The following is a 23,217-nucleotide window of genomic DNA, read 5'->3' on the forward strand; positions in this document are numbered from 1 at the left end:
CGGCGGCGCCGCCACGAGACTCGTCGGTGGTGACCGACCGGGAGACGCGGCACATGCGGCCCGCCTCCCACGTCTTCTCGCACCGGGGAACGGCGGGCCGGTGCGCGTCCCCCCGGCCGGTCACCGCCCCCGCGCCGCCCGAACCCCCGGAGACACCGCCATGAACTCCCTCACCCTCGCCACGGACCCGGGCGAGGCGGCGGCACTGGACGCCGCCAGGACCTACCGCACCCGGCTGGCCGGCGAACTCGCCGGACGCGTCGCGCTGCTGATCACCGCGGCCGACCGCGCCCCCGGCGCCGTACCGGACATGCACGCCGGCCTCGTGGACTTCTGCGAGCGCGTACTCCTGCCGCACACCGCCGCCGAGGAGGTCACGCTCCACGCCGCCGCCCGCGGCCGGGCGGGCGCCCGGCTGCTCGTCGAGGGCCTGGTCGCCGAGCGCCACCGCCTCACCGGACTCGTCGGCTCCCTGCGCGACGCCGCGACCCCGGCCCGCGCCGCGGCGGAGGCCCGCGCGCTGCAGGTGCTCCTCGACGCGCACACCGAGAAGGAGAACGACCTCGTCCTGCCGCTGCTCGCCGCCGCGCCCGACGTCTCCCTGGCCGGGCTCGTCGCCGAGCTGCGCAGAGCACTGCCCGGCTACGGCTCCGCCCGGCCGGAGGACGACGGGAGCCCGGAGGAGGACGAGGCGTGCTGCGGAGCGTGCACCTGCGGCGCCCGGGACGAGCCCGTACCCGAACTGGACGTCCGCACGGTCCCGCGCGCCAAGCGGCACGCCACGGTCATCGGCGCGCTCGACACGGTGCGCCCCGGCGGCGCCCTGGAACTGATCGCCCCGCACGACCCGCTGGCCCTGCTCGCGCATATCGAGCGGCGCAGCCCCGGCCGGTTCACCGTCGCCCGCCTGGAGCGCGGCCCGCAGGACTGGCGGCTGCGGTTCAGCCGCCACTGACCGGAAGGAAGACACACCATGCGCGGTGCGCATCGCACGGCCGGCACCCTCGTGGGCCTCGTCGGAGCGGCCCTGTCCGTGGCCGGCCCCGTCATGCTGTGGCGGGGGCGCGGCGGCCGGCGGGAGATCCGCGGCGAGCTGGCCGCCCAGCGGATCACGTTCCCCGTCCGCGACCTGCCCCCCGGCCTCGCCGGGCACGCCGGCCGGCGGGTCGCGACGGGACCGGAGGCCCACGCCTACGCCGAACTGATCAAGGACCACCTCATCCACATCACCGACGGCCGCTCCTACGCGGAGATCACCGACGAACTCCAGGCCGGCGGAGGAGACGACGAGAGCCTGACCAGGCTGCGCCAGACCGCGTTCATGGGGGAATCGCTGCGTGCCTCGCTGATGTCCGCCTACCAGGCATGGCACGTGACGACGCTCGCCATGGGCCTCGGCTCCCTGCTGGCCGGCACGGGAGCGGCCCTGCTCGTGACCGGGAAACTGCTGGTGTCGGACGGCACAGGACGGGGGTGACGGTCCGGGGGAACAGGGCCGGTCGGCCCTGGCCGACCGGCCCGGCCCCGCGACATCATTGCGGTGGACACAGCACACACCGCAAGGAGCGACCGATGGCGGACCGCGAGCAGGCCGGCCCCGACACCCCGATCCGGGTCTTCCTCCTCGACGACCACGAGGTGGTGCGGCGCGGGGTCCACGACCTCCTGAACGACGAGCCGGACATCGAGGTGGTCGGCGAGGCCGCCACCGCCGAGCAGGCACTCGTGCGCGTCCCCGCCCTGCGCCCCGACGTCGCCGTGCTCGACGTCCGCCTGTCCGACGGCGACGGTGTGAGCGTCTGCCGGGAACTGCGGTCACGCCTGCCGGAGGTGGCCTGCCTCATGCTGACCTCGTTCGACGACGAGGAGGCGCTGCTCGACTCGATCATGGCGGGCGCGGCCGGCTACGTCCTGAAGCAGATCCAGGGGTCCGACCTCGTCTCCGCCGTACGCACCGTGGCCCGCGGCCAGTCGCTCCTCGACCCCAGCGCCACCACCCGGCTGATGGCGCGGCTGCGGGGCGGCACGGAGCAGGAGGCGGAGCCGGACACGCTGCCCGGCCTGACCGAACGGGAGCGGGAGATCCTGCTGCTCATCGGCGAGGGGCTGACCAACCGGCAGATCGGCCAGCGCCTCTACCTGGCGGAGAAGACGGTGAAGAACCACATCTCCCGGCTGCTCGCCAAGCTCGGTGTGCAGCGGCGCATCCAGGCCGCCGTCATCGCCACCGAGGCCCGCGACCGGCTGCGCGGCGACGCGCGCTGACGCCCCCCGGCCACCGCGCCCGGGCCGCCGCGACCCGTGCCGCTACCGTTGCGGAGGACAGGCGGTCCGCCGTCGGGGCGCCGGGAGACGTGGAGGAATCGGCCGTGGGACGCTCCGAGGAGTCGGGAGAGGCCAGGGTGCGGCTGCCGCAACTGCGCCTGGACGAGCTGCTGGAGGAGCTGCAGGCCCGCGTCGACGCGGCACGCGGCACCCGCGACCGGGTGCACAGTCTGCTGGAGGCGGTGCTCACCGTCGGCCGGGAACTCGACCTGGAGCAGGCGCTGCGCCGCATCCTCGACGCCGCCGCGGCCCTGGTCGACGCCGAGTACGCGGCCCTCGGCGTGATCGGCCCGGACGGCAGGCGCCTGTCGGACTTCCTCACCGTCGGTGTCAGCGACGAGGAGATCGCCCGCATCGGGCCGTTCCCCGAGGGCCACGGCATCCTCGGCGAGCTGATCCGGCACCCGGAGCCCCTGCGGCTGCGCAAGCTCTCCGAGCACCCGGCGTCGTTCGGCATCCCCGCCCACCACCCGCCGATGCACACCTTCCTCGGGGTGCCGATCCGGGTGCGCGACCAGGTGTTCGGGAACCTCTACCTGACCGAGAAGCGGGGCGGTGCCGAGTTCGACGAGGAGGACGAGGCCATCCTGTCCACGCTCGCCGTGGCCGCCGGCGTGGCGATCGACAACGCCCGCCTGTACGAGGAGTCCCGGCTGCGCGAGCGCTGGCTGCGCACGAGCGCGGAGATCACGCACAGTCTGATGTCCGGCAGCGAGCGGGGCGAGGTGCTCGGGACGATCGCCGAGCGGTCGCGGGAGATCACCGGCGCCGCCCTCGCGGTGGTGGCCGTCCCGATGGCGGGGACCGACGCGCTCACCGTCGAGCTGGCCATCGGGCAGGAGGCCGACGCGCACCGCGGTCTCGTGCTGCCCGTGGACGACAGCCTGATCGGCCTCGCCTTCTCCACCGCCGCCCCCGTCACGAGCCCGGACATCTCCCGCGACGGACGGGTCTCGGCCGGCCCGCCCCGTTTCTCCGGCCTCGGTCCGGCCGTTGCCGTGCCCATCGGCAGCGGCGACGGCGTACGGGGTGTCGTGCTGCTGGTGCGTACGGCCGGCCGCAGCCCGTTCACCGAGGAGGAGACCGGTCCGCTGCTCGGCTTCGCCGCGCAGGCCGCCGTCGCCATGGAACTGGCCGAGCGGCGGCAGGACGCCGAGCAGATCGCGCTGCTCGAGGACCGCGACCGCATCGCCCGCGATCTGCACGACCTCGCGATCCAGCGGCTGTTCGCCACCGGCATGACCCTCCAGAGCGCGGGCCGGTTCATCGACCACGCAGGGGCCAAGGAGCGCGTGCTGCGGGCCGTGGACGACCTGGACGAGACCATCAAGATCATCCGTACGACGATCTTCGGCCTGCGCGCCCGTGACGACGACGCGTCCCCGGGCCTGCGGGCGCGGGTCGTCCGCGTCGTCGGCGAGGCGGCGCCGGTCCTCGGCCTCGCCCCCGGACTCCGCATGGAGGGGCTCCTCGACACCCACGTGCCGCGGGAGACCGCCGACCACGTCGTGGCCGTCCTGTCCGAGTCGCTGACCAACATCGCGCGGCACGCCCGGGCCGGTCACGCGGACGTCGTGCTGGAGACGGACGGCAGGACCGTGCGCCTCACCGTCGCCGACGACGGTGTGGGCATCCCGCCGGGGGGCCGCCGCAGCGGCCTCGCGAACATGGCGGAGCGGGCACGGAAGCTCGGCGGCGACCTGGAGCGGTCGACCCCGGAGGGCGGCGGGACACGGCTGGTGTGGCAGGTGCCCGTCCGCGACCGGTGACGGCCGAGCCGCACCCCTGACCGCGCCCGGCAGCGGGCCCGCCGGGGGGCGGGACCAAGGGGCCGGTGGACGGGGCCGTACGGCCCCGGTCCCGCCGCGCGCCCCGGCCCGACCGTCCCGACCTGCGCGGCCGCCCGGCCCCGATCCGCCCGCGCGCCCCCACGGGGCGCGAAACGCCTGGTAGACGAGAGATGAGCGCCGCCCGAAAGGCGGACCCCACCATCCTTGTTCTTGAGGTGACCCATGCTCTCCGACGAGTCCGCCGCCGTCATACGCGCCTCCCTCCCCGCCGTGGGGGGCGCTCTCGACGCGATCACCGCCCGCTTCTACGACACGATGTTCGACGAGCACCCGGCCCTGCTCGACGGCCTGTTCAACCGCGCCAACCAGGCCAACGGCGAGCAGCGCAAGGCACTGGCCGGCTCCATCGCCGCCTTCGCGCAGGCGCTGGTCGCCGACCCCGACGCCCGCCCCGACGCGCTGCTGTCCCGCATCGCGCACAAGCACGCGGCCCTCGGCGTCACGGAGGACCAGTACACGGTCGTGCACAAGTACCTCTTCCGCGCCATCGGCGACGTCCTCGGCGACGCGGTCACGCCCGAGGTGGCCGCCGCCTGGGACGAGGTCTACTGGCTGATGGCGGGCGCGCTCATCGCCCGGGAGGCGTGTCTCTACCGGGACGCCGGCGTCGACCCGCGCAGCCCCTGGCGGCAGTGGACGGTCGCCGAGCGCCGCGAGGAGACCGCCGACGTGGTGTCCTTCCTGCTCCGCCCGGCCGACGGCGGACCCCTGCCCGCGGCGAAGGCGGGCCAGTACGTCAGCGTCCGCGCGCTCCTGCCCGACGGCACCCACCAGCTCCGCCAGTACAGCCTCTCGAACGCCCCCGGCGGCGCGCTGCGCCGCATCACCGTCAAGCGGGTCGCGGGCCTCGCCGACGCCCCGGAGGGCGAGGTCTCGAACCACCTGCACCGCACCGTGCGCGCCGGCGACGAGCTGACCCTGTCCGCCCCGTTCGGCGACGTGGTCCTCGACGCGTCCGACGCGCCGCTGCTGCTCGTCTCCGCCGGCATCGGCTGCACGCCCATGGCGGGCATCCTGGAGCACCTCGCCGCCTCCGGCTCCGGCCGTACCGTCGTGGTCCTGCACGCCGACGGCTCGCCGGCCGACCACGCGCTGCGGGCCGACACACTCCGCCTGGCCGGCGAGCTGCCGGACGCCAGGACCGAGTTCTGGTACGAGCGGGACGGCGGCTCGGGACCCGGCGTCCACGCGGGCCGGATGGATCTGACGGGCCTCGCGCTGCCGGCCGGCGCCGACGTGTACCTGTGCGGCTCGCTGCCGTTCATGCGCGCCGTCCGCACCCAGCTCCTCGCGGCCGGCGTACCCGCCCGCCGCATCCGCTACGAGGTCTTCGGCCCCGACCTGTGGCTCGCCCACGCGGAGGGCTGACCACAGCGGCGCCCGCTCCCGCGGGCGCGCGGAGAACCCCGGCAGCAGGACAGCGCTGCCGGGGTTCTTCCGTGCGGGGACCGGTCGCCGGGCCGGTCACACCAGGCCGCTCCAGTACGTCCAGAACCGGGTGAGGACGAGCACGGCGATGACGCCGTACCACGCGGCGAGCACGATCCAGTGCGTGTCCAGCACGAGGCCGAGGACGGGCCGCGCGGCGGTGGGCAGCCGGATCACCCCGTGCCCGAGGTTCCGCAGGGTCACGTACCAGAACAGCGCGATCGTGACGATCCACACGACGACGCAGTAGGGACAGATCCGGTCGAGGACGTACAGCGACTGCGGGATCAGCCAGTGCACGAGGACGACGCCCGCGAACGCCCCGGCCTGCAGGGCCAGCCACACCAGCCGGTGCAGGCGGGCACCGGCGAGGACGGCGACACCGAGGGCGGCGACGGCGGCGAAGGCGCCGATGCCGAGCAGCATGGTGGGGATGCCGAGCAGGTTGCCCTGCTCGCCGGCCATGGTGCTGCCGCAGCCGACCACCGGTCCGATGTCGCACGACGGCCGGTGCGCCGGGTCGTTCAGCACCCGCCGGTCCTCGACCGCCAGCAGGAACGACGCGAGCCAGCCGACGAGCCCTGTCACCGTCAGCAGCAGGCCCGTCCGCCGGCCCGGCGCCCCGCCGCCCGCCGCCGTCACGCGGCGCTGCCGGAGCGCGGACCGTGCGCCGGGCGCCCCCGCCCGGCAGCCGCCGCGGACCGCCGCGGCGCGGACACGCGGCGCCGGTAGACGAGGTACGGCCGGACGAGATAGCCGACCGGCGCGCTCCACACGTGCACGAGACGGGTGAACGGCCAGGCCGCGAAGAGCAGACAGGCCGTCAGGGCGTGGAGCTGGAACAGCAGCGGCGCCCCGGAGACCGCCTCGGGCTGCGGCTGGAACGTGAAGACGCCGCGGAACCACACCGAGACGGTCTCCCGGTAGTCGTAGCCCCCGCCGAACACGTTGTGCGCGGCCGTGGCGGTGATGCCGAGCACCACCGTGGCGGACAGCAGCGGGAAGAGCACCTTGTCGCTGCGGTCGGTGCCCAGCCGGATCCGGCGGCTCAGCAGCCGGCGGGCGCACAGCATGCCGAGCCCGGCGATCATGGCCACGCCCGCGACAGAACCCGCCCACACGGCCGTGGTGTGGTACGCGTGCTCGCTGATGCCGGCGGCCTCCGTCCAGCTGTCGGGGACGGCCAGGCCCACGACGTGCCCCCCGATCACCATGAACGTGCCCAGGTGGAACAGCGGGCTGCCCCAGCGCAGCCAGCGGTGCTCCAGGAGCTGGCTGGTGCGCGACGTCCAGCCGAACTGGTCGTGCCGGTAGCGCCAGACGTGTCCGGCGGCGAACACGGCCAGGCAGGCGTAGGGACAGGCGACCCAGAGCAGCAGGTCGGTTCCTGAAGCGTTCATCGAGGACCGTCCGAGGTCGGTGGGAGGAGCGGGGGAACGGGCGCGAGCGGGGCGCGCTCCGGGGGAGTGAAGGCGCCCGGTGGCACGGGGCCGCCGTCGGCGTACGGGGCCGGGCCGACGGCCTCGTCCGGCGGCCCACCGGCGGCGAGTGCGGCCACGGCCGCCAGGTCCGCGGCGGTGGCGGGCGGCAGCAGGGTGAGCAGCGCGGCCAGCAGGTGCCGGTAGGGCGACCCCGCGTCGGCCAGCGCGCGGTGGATGAGTTCGAGGCCGCGCCGGTGCTGGCGCAGCGGCGCCTCGCCGGGCCCGGGACCCGACACGGCCGCGAACTCCAGGACCACCGGTAGGTGGTCCGGCAACTCCCCGCCGCCGATCTCCCAGCCCGCCGCCCGGTAGCGCTGCGCGAGCGCGAGGAGAGCCATGCCGCGGCGGCGCGTGTCCCCGTGCAGGTAGTACGTGAGGTAGAGGCTGCTCCTGCGGCGGAGGTCGAACGTCTCGACGTAGTGCCGCTCCAGGGCCTGCGGCTCCTGGCCGGCGAACCAGTCCGTGAACGCGGCCAGCTCCGTGGCGGCAGCCGTGGGCCGCAGCGCGCGGGGGGCCGCGATCAGGGTGGGCCGTGCGGCGGTCAGCTCGGCGTCCGGGTACTGCAGCAGCAGCGACAGCAGCCGGAGCAGCAGCTCCCGGTCCAGCAGCTCCGCGTGCGTGAGCCGCGGCCTGCGCCGTACGGCGGCCCGCAGGCGGGTGCGGACGGTCGGGGTGACGCCGATGGCGGGGACGGCGCTCACAGGTGGCCTCCGGTCGGGGTCCCGGCGGTGCGGCGGCGGAGGGCGGGGATGCCGAGCATGACCTTCCGCCCGGCCCCGTCACCGGTACCGGCGGACTCCACCGGGCAGCGGTTCTCCAGGGCGCTGAGGGCGGCGGCGTCCTCCCGGTGCGCCGCCGGGACGACGTACCGGTCCCGGTACTTCGCCACCGCCAGCAGGCGGTGCAGGTCCTCCGCCTCCCGGGCGGTCAGTCCCACGGCCTTCAGCGCGGTCTCGTCGCCGGCCGCCTCCAGGGTCCGCTCCCGCATGTAAGAGCGCAGCGCGGTCAGCTTCATCAGCACCCCGCCGACGACGTCGGTGTCCCCGGCGGTGAACAGCTCCGCCAGGTACTCCAGCGGGATGCGCAGCCGGGTGACGGCGGCGAACACGTGGTCGGGGTCGTCCTGGTCGCCGCCCGCCGCACTCACCGCGTCCAGGACGGGGGAGAGCGGCGGCACGTACCAGACCATGGGCAGGGTGCGGTACTCCGGGTGCAGCGGCAGCGCGACCCTGTACGTCGACACGAGCGCGTACACCGGGGAGCGGCGCGCGGCGTCCAGCCAGTCCTCCGGGATGCCGGCCTCCCGCGCGGCCGCGATCACCCGCGGGTCGTGCGGGTCGAGGAAGACGTCGCGCTGGGCGTCCAGCAGGTCGCGCTCGTCCGGGGTCGCCGCGGCCTCGCCCACCCTGTCGGCGTCGTACAGCACCAGGCCGAGGTACCGGAGCCGGCCGACGCACGTCTCCGAGCAGACCGTGGGCTGCCCGGCCTCGATGCGCGGGAAGCAGAAGGTGCACTTCTCGGCCTTGCCGGTCGCGTGGTTGACGTACACCTTCTTGTACGGGCAGGCCGTCACACACATCCGCCAGCCGCGGCAGCGGTCCTGGTCGACCAGGACGATGCCGTCCTCGACGCGCTTGTACATCGCGCCGGAGGGGCAGGCCGACATGCAGGCCGGGTTCAGACAGTGCTCGCAGAGCCTCGGCAGGTGGAAGAGGAAGGTCTGCTCGAACTCGAACCTGACCTTCTCGGCCCACGCGCCGCCCAGGTTCGGGTCGCCGCCCGCGTGCTCGGGCGCACCGCCGAGGCCGTCCTCCCAGTTGGCGCCCCAGGTGATGGACGCCGGCCTGCCGGTGAGGACGGAACGGGGGCGGGCCACCGGCATGTCCGGGCCGGCGGGGGCGCTCACCAGGTTGTCGTAGTCGTACGTCACCGGCTCGTAGTAGTCCTCGACGCCGGGCAGGTCCGGGTTGGAGAACAACGACAGGAGCCGCCTGACCCTGCCGCCGGAGCGCAGCACCAGCCGGCCCCTGCGGTCCAGCGTCCAGCCGCCCTTCCACTGCTCCTGGTCCTCGTAGCGGCGCGGGTAGCCGACGCCCGGCTTGGTCTCCACGTTGTTGAACCAGGCGTACTCGACTCCGGTCCGGTTCGTCCACGTCTGCTTGCAGGTGACCGAACAGGTGTGGCAGCCGATGCACTTGTCGAGGTTCATCACCATGGCGATCTGTGCCATCACGCGCATGTCAGTACTCCACTTGCTGGCTGCGGCGGCGTATGACGGTGACCTCGTCACGCTGGTTGCCGGTCGGGCCGTAGTAGTTGAAGGCGTAGGTGAACTGGGCGTAACCGCCGGCCAGATGGGTGGGCTTCAGCAGCAGCCGGGTCAGCGAGTTGTGGATGCCGCCGCGCCTGCCGCTGACCTCGGTCCGCGGCACGTTCACCGTGCGGTCCTTGGCGTGGTACATGTACACGGTTCCCTCGGGCATCCGGTGGGTGACCACCGCCCGCGCCGCCACCACGCCGTTGCGGTTGTACGCCTCGATCCACTCGTTGTCCCGGACGCCGATCCGCTCGGCGTCCGCGGTGGACATCCAGATCACCGGGCCGCCCCGGGACAGCGCCAGCATGTAGGCGTTGTCCTGGTATTCCGAGTGGATGGACCACTTGGAGTGCGGCGTCAGATAGCGCACGGTCACCTCGGCGCGGCCCGTCTCGTGCAGGTGCTCGTCGCCGTAGTGCCGCAGCGCGTTCAACGGCGGCCGGTACACCGGGAGCTGCTCGCCGAGCTCGGCCATCCAGTCGTGCTCCATGAAGAAGTGCTGCCGGCCGGTGAGGGTGTGCCAGGGCTTGCGGTGCTCGACGTTGATCACGAACGGCGAGTAGCGGCGGCCGCCGGTCTCCGAGCCGGACCACTCGTACGACGTCATCACCGGGCGCGGCTGGGTACGGGTGTCGGCGAAGGTGATCCGCTCGGCCTCGCGCTCCGACGCGAGCTCCACGAGGCCCGCGCTGCCCGTCTGCCGCTCCAGTTCGCGGAACCCCTCGGTCGCGAGCCGCCCGTTGGTGGTGCCGGACAGCGCGAGGATCGCCTCGCACATGTCGCTCGCGGTGGCCAGGGACGGACGCCCCGCCCCGACGCCGTCGCGCACGGTGCCGAGCCGCCGCCCCAGTTCCCCGATCTCGCGGTCCGGGTGGACGGTGACGCCCTTCGTCGTCGTGCCGAGCGTGTCGAGCAGCGGGCCGACGGCCCGCATCTTCTGCGCGACGGCCGCGTAGTCCCGTTCCACGACGACCAGCTTCGGCATCGTGCGGCCCGGGACCGGCTCGCACTCGCCGGCCTTCCAGTCGCGCACGACCCCGCCGGGCTGGGCCAGCTCGTCCGGCGTGTCGTGCGCGAGCGGCACGGCGAGCACGTCGGTCCGCCTCCCCAGGTGGCCGGCGGCCAGCTCGCTGAACCGGTCGGCGATCGCGAGGAAGGTGTCGTAGTCGGTGCGGGCCTGCCAGGGCGGTGCGATGGCCGGTGTGAAGGCGTGCACGAAGGGGTGCATGTCCGTGCTGGACAGGTCGTCCTTCTCGTACCAGGTCGCGGCCGGCAGGACCACGTCGGACAGCAGGCCGGTCGAGGTCATCCTGAAGTCGAGTGACACCAGCAGGTCGAGCTTCCCCTCGGGGGCCTCGTCGTGCCACACGACCTCGGCGGGCCGCTCGTCCTCGGGCGTCTCGGCCGAGCGGACGGCCGCGTCCGTGCCCAGCAGGTGACGCAGGAAGTACTCGTTGCCCTTGCCGGACGAGCCGAGGAGGTTCGCCCGCCACACGGTCAGCACCCGCGGGAAGTTGGCCGGGGCGTCCGGGTCCTCGGCGGCGAACCGCAGCCGGCCGGCCTTCAGTTCGTCGACGATGTGCTCGGCGACGGGGCGCCCGCGGGCCGCCGCCTCGTCCGCCAGGTCCAGCGGGTTGCGGTCGAAGGCGGGGTGGCCCGGCGTCCAGCCGAGGCGCACGGCCTGCGCCAGGCAGTCGGCGAACGCCCTGCCCCTGAACCGGCCCCTCCCGAGCGGGGACGCCAGCTCGTCGGGACCGAACGCCTCGTAGCGCCACTGGTCCGTGTTCAGGTACCAGTAGGACGTGCCGGCCATGTGGCGTGTCGGCCGCTGCCAGTCGAAGGCGAACGCGAGGTGCTGGAAACCGGTCAGCGGACGCACCTTCTCCTGGCCCACGTAGTGCGCCCAGCCGCCGCCGTTCACGCCCTGGCAGCCGGTCATCGTGGTCAGCGCGAGGAACGCCCGGTAGATCGTGTCGGAGTGGAACCAGTGGTTGGTGCCGGCGCCCATCGCGATCATCGAGCGGCCCCGCGTCCGCTCCGCGTTCCGGGCGAACTCACGGGCGATCCGGGCCGCCTGCGCGGCCGGCACCGAGGTGAGCGTCTCCTGCCACGCCGGGGTGCACGGCTCGGCCGCGTCCTCGTAGTCCGCGGGCCAGCGGCCCGGCAGCCCCGGGCGGCCCACCCCGTACTGGGCGAGCAGCAGATCGAAGACGGTCGTGACGAGCCGGCCGCCGATCCGCCGCACGGGCACGCCGCGCACCATCACCGAGCCGCCCTCGGTGGCCCCCTCGTCGAACCGGGGCAGCGCCACCTCGACCGTGTCCTCGGCCGAACCGAGGAGGCTCAGCTCGGGTTCGACGCCGTCCAGGTCCAGATTCCAGCGGCCCTGCCCGGTCGTCCCCCAGCGGAAGCCCAGCGATCCGTTCGGGACCACGGGCTCGCCCGTCGCCCGGTCGAGCAGCACCGTCTTCGCCCCTGCGTTCTCCTCGTCGCCGCCGAGGTCGGCCGCGGTGAGGAAACCGCCGGGCACGAGCCCGTGCCCGCTCTCCCGCAGGGTCACCAGGAACGGCGCGTCCGTGTACGTCCGCAGGTAGTCGCGGAAGTACGGCACCTCCCGGTCGACGAGGAACTCGCGCAGGATCACATGCCCCATGGCCATGGCGAGCGCCCCGTCGGTGCCCGGGTGCGGGGCCAGCCACTCGTCGGCGAACTTCACGTTGTCCGCGTAGTCGGGGCTGACCGCGACGACCTTGGTCCCGTTGTAGCGGGCCTCGGTCAGGAAGTGCGCGTCGGGAGTGCGGGTGACGGGGATGTTGGAGCCCCACATCACCAGGTAGCCCGCGTTCCACCAGTCCGCGGCCTCCGGGACGTCCGTCTGGTCGCCGAAGACCTGCGGGGAGGCGACCGGCAGGTCCGCGTACCAGTCGTAGAACGACAGCAGGGTGCCGCCGATCAGCGACATGAACCGGCTGCCCGCCGCGAACGACGCCATCGACATCGCCGGGATCGGCGAGAAGCCGGCCACCCGGTCCGGGCCGTACGCCTTGATGGTGTGCACATGGGCGGCCGCCACCAGTTCGGCGACCTCGTCCCAGTCCGCGCGCACCAGACCGCCCTTGCCGCGGGCACGCTTGTACGCCCGCGCCTTCGCCGGGTCGCCCGTGATCTCCGCCCACGCCGCCACCGGGTCGCCGAGCCTGCGCCTGGCCTCGCGCCACATCGTCAGCAGCGTGCCCCGCACATACGGGTACCTGACCCGGCTGGGGGAGTAGGTGTACCAGGAGAACGAGGCACCGCGCGGGCAGCCGCGCGGCTCGTACTCGGGGCAGTCCGCGCCGATCGACGGGTAGTCGGTGGCCTGGTGCTCCCACGTGATGATGCCGTCCTTGACGTACACCATCCACGAGCAGGAACCGGTGCAGTTGACGCCGTGGGTGGAGCGCACCACCTTGTCGTGCGCCCAGCGGTCCCGGTAGAACCCCTCCCACTTGCCGTCGTGCTGTCCGAACACGGCGCGTCCGTCGGCTGACACCGCGCTGCGGGTCAGCAGCCGGCGGGCCGCCAGCGGCCAGCCCTGCCCGGCGCGCCGCTCCCGCCGCCGTGCGTTGTCGTCGTTCTCCATGCCGGGAAACCTAGGCGGCCCGCCCCGCGCGATCGTTGGGCCGAACGCCCCCAGCCGGGCGCCCAACGACTCCGGCGCGCACCCGTGTTCGGGGACCATCGGCCCCGGAGCGGGGCCGCTCGGCGCCCCGTCGGCCACCGCCCCGCAGTGCATGCTGGCGCTGATCGAATCGGAGGCTGCGCATGGACGACCGCCGCGGGTGTCGGCCCGACCCACTCCCCCGCCCCGGGCCGTGGCCGGCCGGGCGTACGCCGCGCGCCGCCCTCCGGTCCGGTCCCGCCCGGACCGCCCCGTCCGTCCGCGTCCACCGGGGACACCGGTGAACGGCGGGCGGTCCGGTGCCGGCCCCGCCGCGCCCGTGGTGCGGCGGCAGCGGCAGGACGCGGGGGAGCGGCCGTTCATCGTGATCTGGGAGGCCACCCGGGCCTGCCCGCTCGCGTGCCTGCACTGCCGCGCCGAGGCCGTCCCCGACCGTGACCCGCGCGAGCTGGACACCCGGGCGGCCGAGGACCTGATACGGCAGGTCGCCGCCTTCGGACACCCGGCACCCCTCTTCGTGATCACCGGCGGCGACCCGTTCCAGCGCCCCGACCTGCTGGAGCTGATCGCGTACGGCGCGCGGACGGGCGTGCGCGTCGCCGTCTCGCCGTCCGGCACACCGACCCTCACCCCCGAGCGGTTGCGCGCGGTGCACGGGGCGGGCGCCGTCGGCCTCTCGCTCAGCCTCGACGGATCGACTCCCGGGCTGCACGACGGTTTCCGCGGTGTACCCGGCGTCTACCGCTGGACCCTCGACGCCTGGGACGCCGCCCGCGCCCTCGGCATGAAGACGCAGATCAACACCACGGTCACCCGGCACAATCTGCATGACCTCCCGGACATCGTCCGCCTGGTGCGCGACCACGGCGCCATGCTGTGGAGCGCCTTCCTCCTCGTGCCGACCGGCCGGGGCAGCGCCCTCGGCGCGCTCACGGCCGGGGAGACCGAGGACGTCCTGAACTTCGTCCACGACATCGGCCTGACCGTGCCGGCGAAGACGACGGAGGCCCACCACTTCCGCCGCGTCGCCCTGCAGCGCCGCATCCTCGCCGACCGCGGGGACGACCACGTCGCCGTCCTCGGACTCGGCCCGCTGTACCGCGCGTTGCGCGACCGGGCGGCCGCGCTCGGCCTGACCGACGGCGCCCGCCGCGCACGCCGCCCGCCCCTGGACGTCAACGCGGGCCGCGGCTTCGTCTTCGTCTCGCACACCGGGACCGTGCACCCGAGCGGCTTCCTCCCGCTCGGCGCCGGCAGCGTGCGCGAGCGGCCCCTCACCGAGATCTACCGCACCTCCGGGCTGTTCACCGGGCTGCGGGACCCCGACCGGCTGGGCGGCCGGTGCGGCGCCTGCGAGTTCCGCCGGGTCTGCGGCGGCTCCCGGTCCCGCGCCTTCGGCCTGACCGGCGACCCGTACGCCGAGGAACCCTGGTGCGGCTACGTACCCGGGTCCTTCCCCCACAGGCGCGAGCTGGCCGGACTGCTGGCCGGCCACCGGGCGGCGCGGCGAGGAGCATCGTGAGCGACGAACCCCGCGCGGACGGACGCGGGCAGCTCAGGACCGTCCGGCCGGGCGGTGGCGCCGATGCCGCGCCCAGCCGGTTCAAACGGTCCGCCCTGCGGGCACGCCACCTGCAGGCCCACGTCCTGATCGCCGTCTGGGCCGGGCTCGCCCTGCTCGCGGCCACCGGACACGCCACACTGCCGGTCGCGCGCTGGCTCGCCGTCCACCTCTTCCTGCTGGGCGCCGCCACCACCGCCATCCTCGTGTGGAGCGAGCACTTCGCCGTGGCGATGCTGCGCGCCGGGCTGCCCGGCCGGCGGTGGAGCGCCGTACGCCTCCACGGCGCCAACCTGGCCGTCGCGGGGGTCGTCATCGGCGTGTGGGCCGACCTGCCGGTGCTGACCGGTGTCGGCGCCGCGGGACTGGTCGCCGCCGCCACCGCCCACCTGGCCGTGCTGGTGCGGCTGGGCCGTGGGGCGCTGGGCGGCCGGCTGGCCCCCATCGCCGCGTTCTACCGCGCCGCGGCCGCGGCCCTCGTCGTGGCCACGGTCCTCGGCACGCTCATCGCCACCGGCACCGCCCCCGCGCGCCTGCACACCGGGCTCCGGCTCGCCCACATCCACGTCGCCCTCCTCGGCTGGATCGCGCTGCCCGTCATCGGCACGCTGTTCATGCTCTGGCCCACCGTCCTCGGCGTCCGCATGCACCCCGGCACGGCGCGGGAGGCCCGCAGGACCCTGGCCCTGACCGGCGGCGGCCTCGCGGTCGCGGTGGCCGGCCTCGCCTCCGGCACCGGCGGCCCCCAGCGCGCCGCCGTCGTCGCCGGGCTGACCGCGTACGCGGCCGGCACCGGCCCGGCCGTACGTCTCCTCGCCGTCACCGTGCGGCGCGGCAGCCGGCCCGTGTCGGCCGCGGCGGCCTGGTCGCTGGCCGCGTCCACGGCCTGGCTGGTGACCGCGGTCGCGGCCGACCTCGTCCACCTCGCCACGCACACCCCGGACGCCGCGCGGCCCGGTGCCGACGGGCTGGTTCCGGCGTTCCTCATCGGCTTCGTCGGGCAGGTGCTCGTCGGCGCGCTGACGTACCTGCTGCCGATCGTCCTGTCCGGCGGCCCGCGCGAGCGGACCGAGCTGCGGGCCGTGCTGGAACGGGCCTGGGCACCCCGGCTGGCGGCGCTGAACCTGGCCGCCGTCCTGCTCGCCCTGCCCCTGCCGGGACCCGTCACCACCGCCGGGACGGTTCTGGCGGCGGTCGCCACGACGGCGTTCCTCGGCCTCGTCGTGACCGTGCTGGCGCGCCGCGGCCGGCCGGACGCGCCCTCGCGCACGCCGGCGCTGCTCGGCACCGCCACGGGTGCGGTCGTGACGGTCCTCGCCGTGCTCGTGGCCGGGAGCGGTGGGACCGGCGGGACCGCCGACAGCGCCGCCGGCACGGCGGGAGGAGCCGCCACGACCACCCGCACGGTGGCCGTGTCCCTCGGGAACATGCGCGTCACACCGGACCGTGTCGAGGTCGCCCGGGGCACCCGCCTGCTCCTCGACGTCACCAACGACGACGCGCAGCGGCACGATCTGAAGGTCGAGGACGGCCCCGCCACCTCGCTGCTCGCCGCCGGCGAGTCGGCCACCCTCGACATCGGCACGGTCAGCGCCGACCGCACGGCCTGGTGCACGGTGCCCGGCCACCGCGCCGCCGGAATGACCCTGGACATCGTCGTCGGCGACACCGCGCGGGACCACGCCGGCCACACCGCCACCGCCGCGGGCGACCCGGACCTCGACCTCGCCGCCGACTTCTCGGCGGACTGGGAGCCGCGCCCCGCCGAACTGCCTGCGGCACCCGGCACGGACGTGCACCGCGTCGAACTCCACGCCGTCCGCCAGACGGTGGAGGTCGCCCCGGGCGTGGAACAGGAGATGTGGACGTTCGGCGGCACCGCTCCCGGCCCCACGCTGCGCGGCAGGGTCGGCGACACCTTCGAGGTCACGCTGGTCAACGACGACCCGGAGATGGGCCACGGCATCGACTTCCACGCCGGCGCCCTCGCCCCGGACGGGCCGATGCGCACCCTGGAGCCGGGGGAGCGGCTCGTGTACCGCTTCCGCGCCGACCGGGCCGGGGCCTGGCTGTACCACTGCAGCACCGCGCCCATGCTCCAGCACATCGCCAACGGCATGCACGGCGCCCTGATCATCGACCCGCCCGACCTCGCCGAGGTGGACCGCGAGTACGTCCTGGTCGCGTCCGAGCTGTACCTCGGCACCCCGGGCAGCGAGGACCAGGTCGCCCGTATGACGGCCGGCACGCCGGACGCCTGGACGTTCAACGGCGTCGCGGCCCAGTACGCGCACGCGCCGCTCGACGCCCGCGCCGGGGAACGCGTCCGCTTCTGGGTCATCGCCGCCGGACCGGACGACGGCGTCTCCTTCCACATCGTCGGCGCCGTGTTCGACACCGTCTACAAGGAAGGCGCTCATCTGCTGCGGCCCCAGGACCCGGGCGGCTCCCAGTCGCTCGACCTGGCACCCGCCCAGGGCGGCTTCGTCGAGACGGTGTTCCCGGAGGCCGGCCACTACTCCTTCGTCGACCACGCGCTGCGGCACGCCGGATCGGGCGCGCACGGCACGGTGGAGGTGCGCTGATGGACGGGATCGGGATCTGGCAGGTGGTGCGGTTCCTGCACGTCACCGGTGCCGTGCTGTGGGTCGGCGGCCAACTGGCCCTGTCCGCCGTGGTCCTCCCGCTGTCCCGCCGCATGCTCGCCGAGGGGACCCGCGACCGGTTCGCCCGCGACGTCGGGCGGCGCTTCGCCGTCCTCACGGGAGCGCTGTTCCTGCCGGTCCAGCTCGGCACGGGCTGGGCCATCGCCCGGCACAAGGGCGTCACCTGGGCGTCGCTCACCGAACCCGGCTACGGACGCACCCTGTTCGCCAAGCTCGGCCTGTTCGCGGTCGTGATGCTCCTGGCGGCGGCCCACGGCTGGGCGGCCGCCGGGGGCCGCCGTGAACTCGCCCGCGCCCTGGCCGTGGCGTCACTGGTGGGTTCCCTGGGCGTCGTGCTCCTCGCCACGGCGCTCCCGGCCACCTGACCGGCGGCCACGGGCGGGGCCGACACCGACAGTCCGAGGAGGAGCCGTCATGCAGACGCCGGAGACCGACGCGCGCGCCGTGGAGACCCTGCTGCGCGCGGCCGTCGCCGCCCCGTCGATCCACAACACCCAGCCCTGGCGCTTCGGCCTGGACGCCCCCACCCGTACGGTCCACGTACGCGTCGACCGTACGCGGCACCTGCCGCTCGCCGACCCCCATCTGCGCGCCCAGCACGTCTCCGTCGGCGCAGCCGTCCTCAACCTCCGCGTGGCCGCGGCGCACCTGGGATGGGACCCCCTCGTCCGTCTGCTGCCCGACGCGGACGACCCCGACCTGCTGGCCACCGTGCGGCTCGCACCGGCGGCGGAGGGCCGGGCGCCCCTGGGCGGACTGTACGGGGCCGTCGCTCGCCGGCACACCAGCCGGATGCCGTTCACCGGCCGGCCGGTCCCCGAGCACATCGTGTCCGCGATGACGGCTGCCGCCAGGGCCGAGGGCGCGCGGCTCGACGTCCCCGGCATCGCGGGGACCCGGCTGCTCCTGCGGCTCACGGCGCTGGCCGAGGCACGCAACACCGCCCACCCGCGCCGTGTCGCCGAGACCCGCGGCTGGGTCGCCGCACCGCGGGCGCCCTACGGCGTCCCGCTCGCCTCCATCGGCCCCCGCGACCGGGCCGGACGGATCCCGACGCGGGACTTCACCGGGCCGGTGCGTGGCTTCCGTCCGCCCGCCCTGCCCTTCGAGCGGCACCCACAGGTCGCCCTGCTGTGGACGAGGGAGGACCGGCGGACGGACTGGCTGCTCGCGGGCCAGGCGCTCGAACGGGTGCTGCTGGTGGCCACACGGCACGGTGTGCGCACGTCGCCGATGCACCAGGCGATGGAGTGGCACGACCTGCGGGAGGCGGTCGCGGGAACACGCCGCCGCTGCTTCCCGCAACTGCTGATCCGCTTCGGCTACGGCCCGGACGGCGGGTGCACCCCCCGTGCGCGCGCCGTCCCGGAGACCGGCTGAGACGCGGGGCTCAGCCGGCGACGCGCGCGTCCGTCAGCTCGCGCCCCGTCACCATCTCCGCCTCGATCCGGACGAAGACGTCGCCCTGCACCGGCATCCAGGAGGTCGGGCCGGTGCGCAGCAGGCGTTCGCGCTCGGCCGGGTCGGCCACCAGGGTCGCCCGGCCGGTGACCACCACGCTCCAGCCGGACCGGCGCGCGGCGTCGAACTCGTCCGCCTCGAAGGCGACGACGGCGCCGTGGACGGCCCGCGCGAGGTCGGAGCCCGCCGACGTGCGCAGCAGCACCGCCTCGTCGGTGTCCAGGGTGAAGTTCACCGGCAGTACCGCGGGCAGCGCCTGCCGCGTGTACACGACCCGGCCGACCGGCACCTCGGCGAGCAGCCGCAGGCACTCCTGCCGGTCCAGCGAGCGAAAGCCGTCGTTGTGCACCATTCCCCCATCCTCCTCGCCTCGCCCGTCCGACCAGCAGGGCCGGACGGCCCCATCTCCCGGCGATCGGCCGCCCCGCCCGCATCCGGGACCGGCGGCCCCCGGCCGGGGACCCGCGGACACGGGCTGGGGGACCCTCGGCCCCTCCTGCGGCGCGCGGGTGCGCGCGGACAGTGACAACCGGGCTGCCCGGGTCACCGGCCCGGCGCCCGCGTCCCGGGCGGGATCCCGGGACCGTACCTCTGCCCGAACGAAAGGACAGGCGGCATGCTGCAGCCGTCGGGGAAGAAGAAGGACACAGCGGCGGACACCCCGCCCGTGTCCGGGCGCGCGTGGCTGATGCTGGCGCTGGCCACGGCCGGATTCGCCGTGAACTTCTGGGCGTGGGCGCTGCTCAGCCCGCTCGGCCCGCGCTTCGAGGACGACCTCGGGCTGTCCTCGTTCCAGCAGTCCCTGCTGGTGGCGGTGCCGGTGGTGGTCGGGTCCGTCGGCCGGATCCCCGCCGGGGCGCTGACCGACCGGTTCGGCGGGCGCGTGATGTTCCCGCTGGTCTCGGCGGCGACCGTCGTGCCGGTGCTGTACGTGGGCCTGGCCGGGCACACGTCGTTCACCGCCCTGCTGGTGGGCGGCTTCTTCCTGGGCATCGGCGGAACGGCCTTCGCCGTCGGCGTGCCGTTCGTGAACGCCTGGTTCCCGCCGCGGCGGCGCGGCCTGGCCATCGGGGTCTTCGGCATGGGCATGGGCGGCACCGCGATCAGCGCGCTGACGACCGTCCACCTCGTCGACGCCGGCGGCATGGCGACCCCGTTCCTGCTCACGTCGGCCGCCCTCGCCGCGTACGCGATCACCGCCCTCCTCGTCCTGCGGGACGCCCCCGGCCGCGCCGTACCGGCCGAACCGCTGGCCCGCCGCCTCGCGCGGACGTGCCGGCTCCGCGTCACCTGGCAGGCGTCCGGCCTGTACGCGGTGGCCTTCGGCGGCTACGTGGCGTTCTCCGTCTACCTGCCCACCTACCTGAAGACCGGGTACGGACTGACCCAGGCGGACGCGGCGAACCGGATGGCCGGGTTCGTGATCCTGGCGGTGGCGATGCGTCCCGTCGGCGGCTGGCTCTCGGACCGGATCGGCCCGGTGCGCGTGCTCACCGCTTCGCTGGGCGTCACGGTCGTCGGTGCGTTCGCCCAGTCCCTGACGCCGTCGCTGGCCCCGACCGGCACGGTCGCCTTCCTCGCCCTGGCCGCCGCGCTCGGCGCCGGCAGCGGGGCGGTCTTCGCGCTGGTGGCGCTGCTGGCGCCGGCCGACCAGGTGGGCTCGGTCACCGGCATCGTCGGCGCGGCCGGCGGCCTCGGCGGATTCGTCCCGCCGCTGGTGATGGGCTCGCTGTACGGCGCCTACGGGTCGTACGCGTTCGGCCTCGTGCTGCTGGGGCTCGTGTCCCTCACGGCACTCGCGTTCACGGGGACGGGGGTCCGCAGCGCCGTCGGCGGTCCCGGCCGGCTCGCGCGGCCCCGGCCGCGCCGACCGTGACGGGCCGGGACAGGATCGGGACGGGGACCGTCGGGAGCGAGGAGAGGGACGATGTGTGAGTACTGCGGCTGCCAGGCCCTGAGTTCGATCGACGAGCTGACCAGGGAGCACGAGACGGTGGTCAACACGATCCGCCTCGTGCGGGACGCCCACGGGGCCGGGGACGTGCCCCGCATGGCCGCGCTGGCCAGGGAGATCGCCGCCGTCCTCGGCCCGCACACGCGGGTGGAGGAGGGCGGCCTGTTCCCCGCCCTCGCCGACGACTTCCCCGAGAAGATCGCGGCGCTCGAAGAGGAGCACCGCGTGGTGGAGGCCGTGCTGGGCGCGGCGGGCGACGGCGTTCCCGCGGATCCGGCGTGGCCGGGACGGCTGATCGAGGTGCTCGCCCTGCTCCGCGAGCACATCCTCAAGGAACAGGACGGGGTCTTCCCCGCCGCCCTGGCGACCCTCACCACCGAACAGTGGGAGGCCGTCGAGGCGGTGCGCGCCCGGGTCACCCCGGGTGCGCACCGCCCGCCCGCCTGACCGCGGCCCCGGGCGGGGCATGCGCCGGGGTGCAACCGAACCCGGCTGTCACGCGTCCTCAACCTCCCGAGGACAATGGGGCGTTGAGCGCCCCGGGCGAACGGCGGCCCGGCCGGGAAGGGGATGGTCGTGGAAGATCTGCGGGATTCCGATCCGCGCGAGCTGGGACCCTACCGGCCGCGTGCCGTGCTCGGCGAGGGCGGCATGGGACGGGTGCTGCTGGCCACCGGCGCGCACGGCCGGCTGGTCGCCATCAAGCGGGTGCACGACCACCTCGCGGCGGACGACGACTTCCGCAGGCGTTTCCGCCGCGAGGTGGCGGCCTCCCGCAGGGTCGTCAGTGCCCGCACCGCCGCCGTGGTGGGCGCCGACACCGAGACGGCCGTCCCGTGGCTGGCCTCCGAGTTCGTCCACGGGCCGTCGCTGCACGAGGCGCTCGACGAGGTCGGCTCCCTCCCCGAGGAAACGGTGCTGCGCCTCGCCGCCGGGCTCGCGGCGGCGCTGCGCGACATCCACGCGGCCGGCCTGGCGCACCGCGATCTGTCGCCGTCGAACGTGCTGCTCGCCGACGACGGCCCGCGGGTGCTCGACTTCGGCATCGTCCGCGCCGTCGAGGGCAGGGCGACGAGCCGGATGCAGGTCACCACGACGGTCACCCACACCGGCATGGTCATCGGCACGCCCGCGTTCATGTCGCCCGAGCAGGCCGAGGGGCGCAAGCTCACCTCCGCCACCGACATGTTCTCCCTCGGCACCATGCTGCTGCTGGCCTCCACCGGCACCAACCCCTTCGAGGGGCGGGGCATCCCGCAGACCCTGTACAATGTGGTGCACCTGACCCCCGACCTCGACGCCGTCCCCGAGCGGCTCCGTGCCCTGATCGAACCGTGCCTGGCCAAGGAGCCGGCCGAGCGGCCCGCCCCGGCCCGTCTCCTGGAGCTCGTCGGCCCCGTGGCCGACACCGACCGGCCCTGGCCCGCCGAGGTCCACCGGCTGACCGAGCGGCAGCGCGCCGAGATCCGCGGGCGCGTCCCCCTGTCGCACCAGGACACCGCCGGTCCCGGAGCGCCGCCCGCGCCGCCGATGCCACCGCTCGTCCCGCCGCACATCCTGTCCGCACCCGAGCCCGATCCCCTCACCGTGGTCCGGGGGCCCGGACGCGGTCCGGGCGGCCCCGGTGCCGGGTCCGGCGTCCGAGGCAAGCGCGTCGTGCTGGCGGTCCTGGCCGCCACCGCGCTCGTCCTCGGCGCCGTGGCGATCAGCGAGGCCATCACCGACGACGGCGGCCCGGCCGCGACGGACTCGGCGTTCGACCGGCCGGCCACCGACCTGCCGACGACGGACGACGCGACCGACGACGGGTACGACGAGTCCTGGGACGACGGATCCTGGGAGGACGACGCGCCCGCGGAGGACGAGGAGCCGACCCCCGAGCCCGAGACGGAGTCCCCCGCCCCCGAATCCCCGGCACCCGAGGAGGCCGCGCCGCCCGACCCGACGCTGGAGGCGTACCGGAGCGTCGGCGCCGGCGAATGCCTCCACAACTGGATGGTCTCGGACACCGCGTGGTCCAGCGACGTGCCCGAGACGGTGTCCTGCGACGCGGAGGGCGTCGCGGTCTGGGTCACCCTGACCACGGACGACGCCGGCGACTGCCCCGTCGACGCGGGCCGGTCCTACCTCACGTACTCCTCCGGCGGCGAGACCGTGGCCCTGTGCGTCACCCGCCTCTTCGAGGTCGGGCAGTGCTTCCTCGGCATGGCGGACGGCAGCGCCAACCTGATGAGCTGGGCGGACTGCTACCAGGGCGTCCCCGCGCCGTACAGCCTGCTGTACAACGTCACGGCCGTGTACTCCGCCCCGGCCGACCCGACCGGCGCGGAGTGCCGGCAATCGGCGCAGGACCAGACCCAGTACCAGTGGTGGAGCCCGGACGGCGGCAGGGTGCTGCTGTGCGCCGTGGTCCTCTGAACGCGCGGCCGACCACATGACGGCCGGGATCGGGGGTGTCGGCCGGAGGGACTAACGTGCACGGTGGCGATCGTCAGGTCCCGTGCCGGTGTGGT

The 23,217-nt window shown here is 74.9% G+C and carries 18 protein-coding genes; 12 read left to right on the top strand and 6 right to left on the bottom strand.

Going from position 1 to position 23,217, the window contains the following annotated elements:
• The first annotated feature begins 160 nt into the window (after positions 1-160).
• The 5 genes from EMA09_RS27120 to EMA09_RS27140 all read left to right on the top strand — a co-directional run bounded on the left by EMA09_RS27120 (position 161) and on the right by EMA09_RS27140 (position 5,543).
• Positions 161-955 (top strand): DUF2249 domain-containing protein, encoded by a 795-nt coding sequence (locus EMA09_RS27120; protein ID WP_129843588.1) that lies wholly within the window; start codon positions 161-163, stop codon positions 953-955.
• Positions 956-973: 18 nt separating this feature from the next.
• A complete protein-coding gene (locus tag EMA09_RS27125; RefSeq protein WP_129843589.1) occupies positions 974-1,477 on the top strand; it encodes a hypothetical protein in 504 nt (167 codons plus the stop codon).
• A 95-nt stretch (positions 1,478-1,572) separates the two neighbouring features.
• Complete coding sequence (locus EMA09_RS27130) at positions 1,573-2,265, top strand: response regulator transcription factor (protein ID WP_129843590.1); 693 nt, start codon at positions 1,573-1,575, stop codon at positions 2,263-2,265.
• 104 nt (positions 2,266-2,369) lie between these two features.
• Positions 2,370-4,094, top strand: a complete 1,725-nt coding sequence (locus tag EMA09_RS27135; protein WP_129843591.1) for a GAF domain-containing protein — start codon at positions 2,370-2,372, stop codon at positions 4,092-4,094.
• A gap of 243 nt (positions 4,095-4,337) precedes the next feature.
• Positions 4,338-5,543, top strand: coding sequence for a globin domain-containing protein (locus EMA09_RS27140; protein ID WP_129843592.1), 1,206 nt, complete (start codon positions 4,338-4,340; stop codon positions 5,541-5,543).
• A gap of 96 nt (positions 5,544-5,639) precedes the next feature.
• Here the strand turns inward: EMA09_RS27140 and EMA09_RS27145 are convergent, their stop codons facing one another.
• From EMA09_RS27145 to EMA09_RS27165, 5 genes are read right to left on the bottom strand one after another with little or no spacing between them, the layout of a single operon-like run.
• Positions 5,640-6,245: a vitamin K epoxide reductase family protein gene (locus tag EMA09_RS27145; protein WP_240796593.1), complete on the bottom strand. Its 606-nt coding sequence runs from the start codon at positions 6,243-6,245 to the stop codon at positions 5,640-5,642.
• Positions 6,242-7,003: a respiratory nitrate reductase subunit gamma gene (narI, locus tag EMA09_RS27150; RefSeq protein WP_129843593.1), complete on the bottom strand. Its 762-nt coding sequence runs from the start codon at positions 7,001-7,003 to the stop codon at positions 6,242-6,244. The genes EMA09_RS27145 and narI overlap by 4 nt, the downstream gene beginning before the upstream one ends.
• Positions 7,000-7,785 (bottom strand): nitrate reductase molybdenum cofactor assembly chaperone, encoded by a 786-nt coding sequence (gene narJ / locus EMA09_RS27155; protein WP_129843594.1) that lies wholly within the window; start codon positions 7,783-7,785, stop codon positions 7,000-7,002. The genes narI and narJ overlap by 4 nt, the downstream gene beginning before the upstream one ends.
• Positions 7,782-9,323 (bottom strand): nitrate reductase subunit beta, encoded by a 1,542-nt coding sequence (narH, locus tag EMA09_RS27160; RefSeq protein WP_129843595.1) that lies wholly within the window; start codon positions 9,321-9,323, stop codon positions 7,782-7,784. Before narH ends, narJ begins: the two co-directional genes overlap by 4 nt.
• 1 nt (position 9,324) lies before the next feature.
• Complete coding sequence (locus EMA09_RS27165; RefSeq protein WP_129843596.1) at positions 9,325-13,023, bottom strand: nitrate reductase subunit alpha; 3,699 nt, start codon at positions 13,021-13,023, stop codon at positions 9,325-9,327.
• Between the two features lie 319 nt (positions 13,024-13,342).
• Between EMA09_RS27165 and EMA09_RS27170 the strand changes: the two genes are divergently transcribed.
• Genes EMA09_RS27170 through EMA09_RS27185 form a run of 4 tightly spaced genes read left to right on the top strand, consistent with a single transcriptional unit; the run spans position 13,343 to position 18,669 of the window.
• Positions 13,343-14,584: a TIGR04053 family radical SAM/SPASM domain-containing protein gene (locus tag EMA09_RS27170; RefSeq protein ID WP_240796594.1), complete on the top strand. Its 1,242-nt coding sequence runs from the start codon at positions 13,343-13,345 to the stop codon at positions 14,582-14,584.
• Positions 14,581-17,208, top strand: a complete 2,628-nt coding sequence (locus EMA09_RS27175; RefSeq protein ID WP_206306015.1) for a multicopper oxidase domain-containing protein — start codon at positions 14,581-14,583, stop codon at positions 17,206-17,208. Before EMA09_RS27170 ends, EMA09_RS27175 begins: the two co-directional genes overlap by 4 nt.
• Positions 17,208-17,654 carry a hypothetical protein gene (locus tag EMA09_RS27180; RefSeq protein WP_129843597.1) on the top strand — a complete coding sequence of 149 codons (447 nt, stop codon included), beginning with the start codon at positions 17,208-17,210 and terminating at the stop codon, positions 17,652-17,654. The genes EMA09_RS27175 and EMA09_RS27180 overlap by 1 nt, the downstream gene beginning before the upstream one ends.
• Before the next feature lie 49 nt (positions 17,655-17,703).
• Positions 17,704-18,669, top strand: coding sequence for a hypothetical protein (locus EMA09_RS27185; protein ID WP_129843598.1), 966 nt, complete (start codon positions 17,704-17,706; stop codon positions 18,667-18,669).
• Positions 18,670-18,679: 10 nt separating this feature from the next.
• Here the strand turns inward: EMA09_RS27185 and EMA09_RS27190 are convergent, their stop codons facing one another.
• Positions 18,680-19,102: a pyridoxamine 5'-phosphate oxidase family protein gene (locus tag EMA09_RS27190; protein ID WP_129843599.1), complete on the bottom strand. Its 423-nt coding sequence runs from the start codon at positions 19,100-19,102 to the stop codon at positions 18,680-18,682.
• A gap of 264 nt (positions 19,103-19,366) precedes the next feature.
• On the opposite strand from EMA09_RS27190, the gene EMA09_RS27195 reads away from it, so the two are divergent.
• From EMA09_RS27195 to EMA09_RS28740, 3 genes are all read left to right on the top strand, one after another.
• On the top strand, positions 19,367-20,626 hold the full coding sequence (locus EMA09_RS27195; RefSeq protein ID WP_129843600.1) for an MFS transporter: 1,260 nt from the start codon (positions 19,367-19,369) through the stop codon (positions 20,624-20,626).
• Positions 20,627-20,677: 51 nt separating this feature from the next.
• A complete protein-coding gene (locus tag EMA09_RS27200; protein WP_129843601.1) occupies positions 20,678-21,151 on the top strand; it encodes a hemerythrin domain-containing protein in 474 nt (157 codons plus the stop codon).
• A gap of 129 nt (positions 21,152-21,280) precedes the next feature.
• Entirely contained in the window at positions 21,281-23,122 is a 1,842-nt protein-coding gene (locus EMA09_RS28740; RefSeq protein ID WP_240796595.1) for a serine/threonine-protein kinase, read from the top strand.
• The last annotated feature ends 95 nt before the right edge of the window (positions 23,123-23,217 follow it).

This window comes from Streptomyces sp. RFCAC02 (assembly GCF_004193175.1).
Taxonomy (GTDB): Bacteria; Actinomycetota; Actinomycetes; order Streptomycetales; family Streptomycetaceae; genus Streptomyces.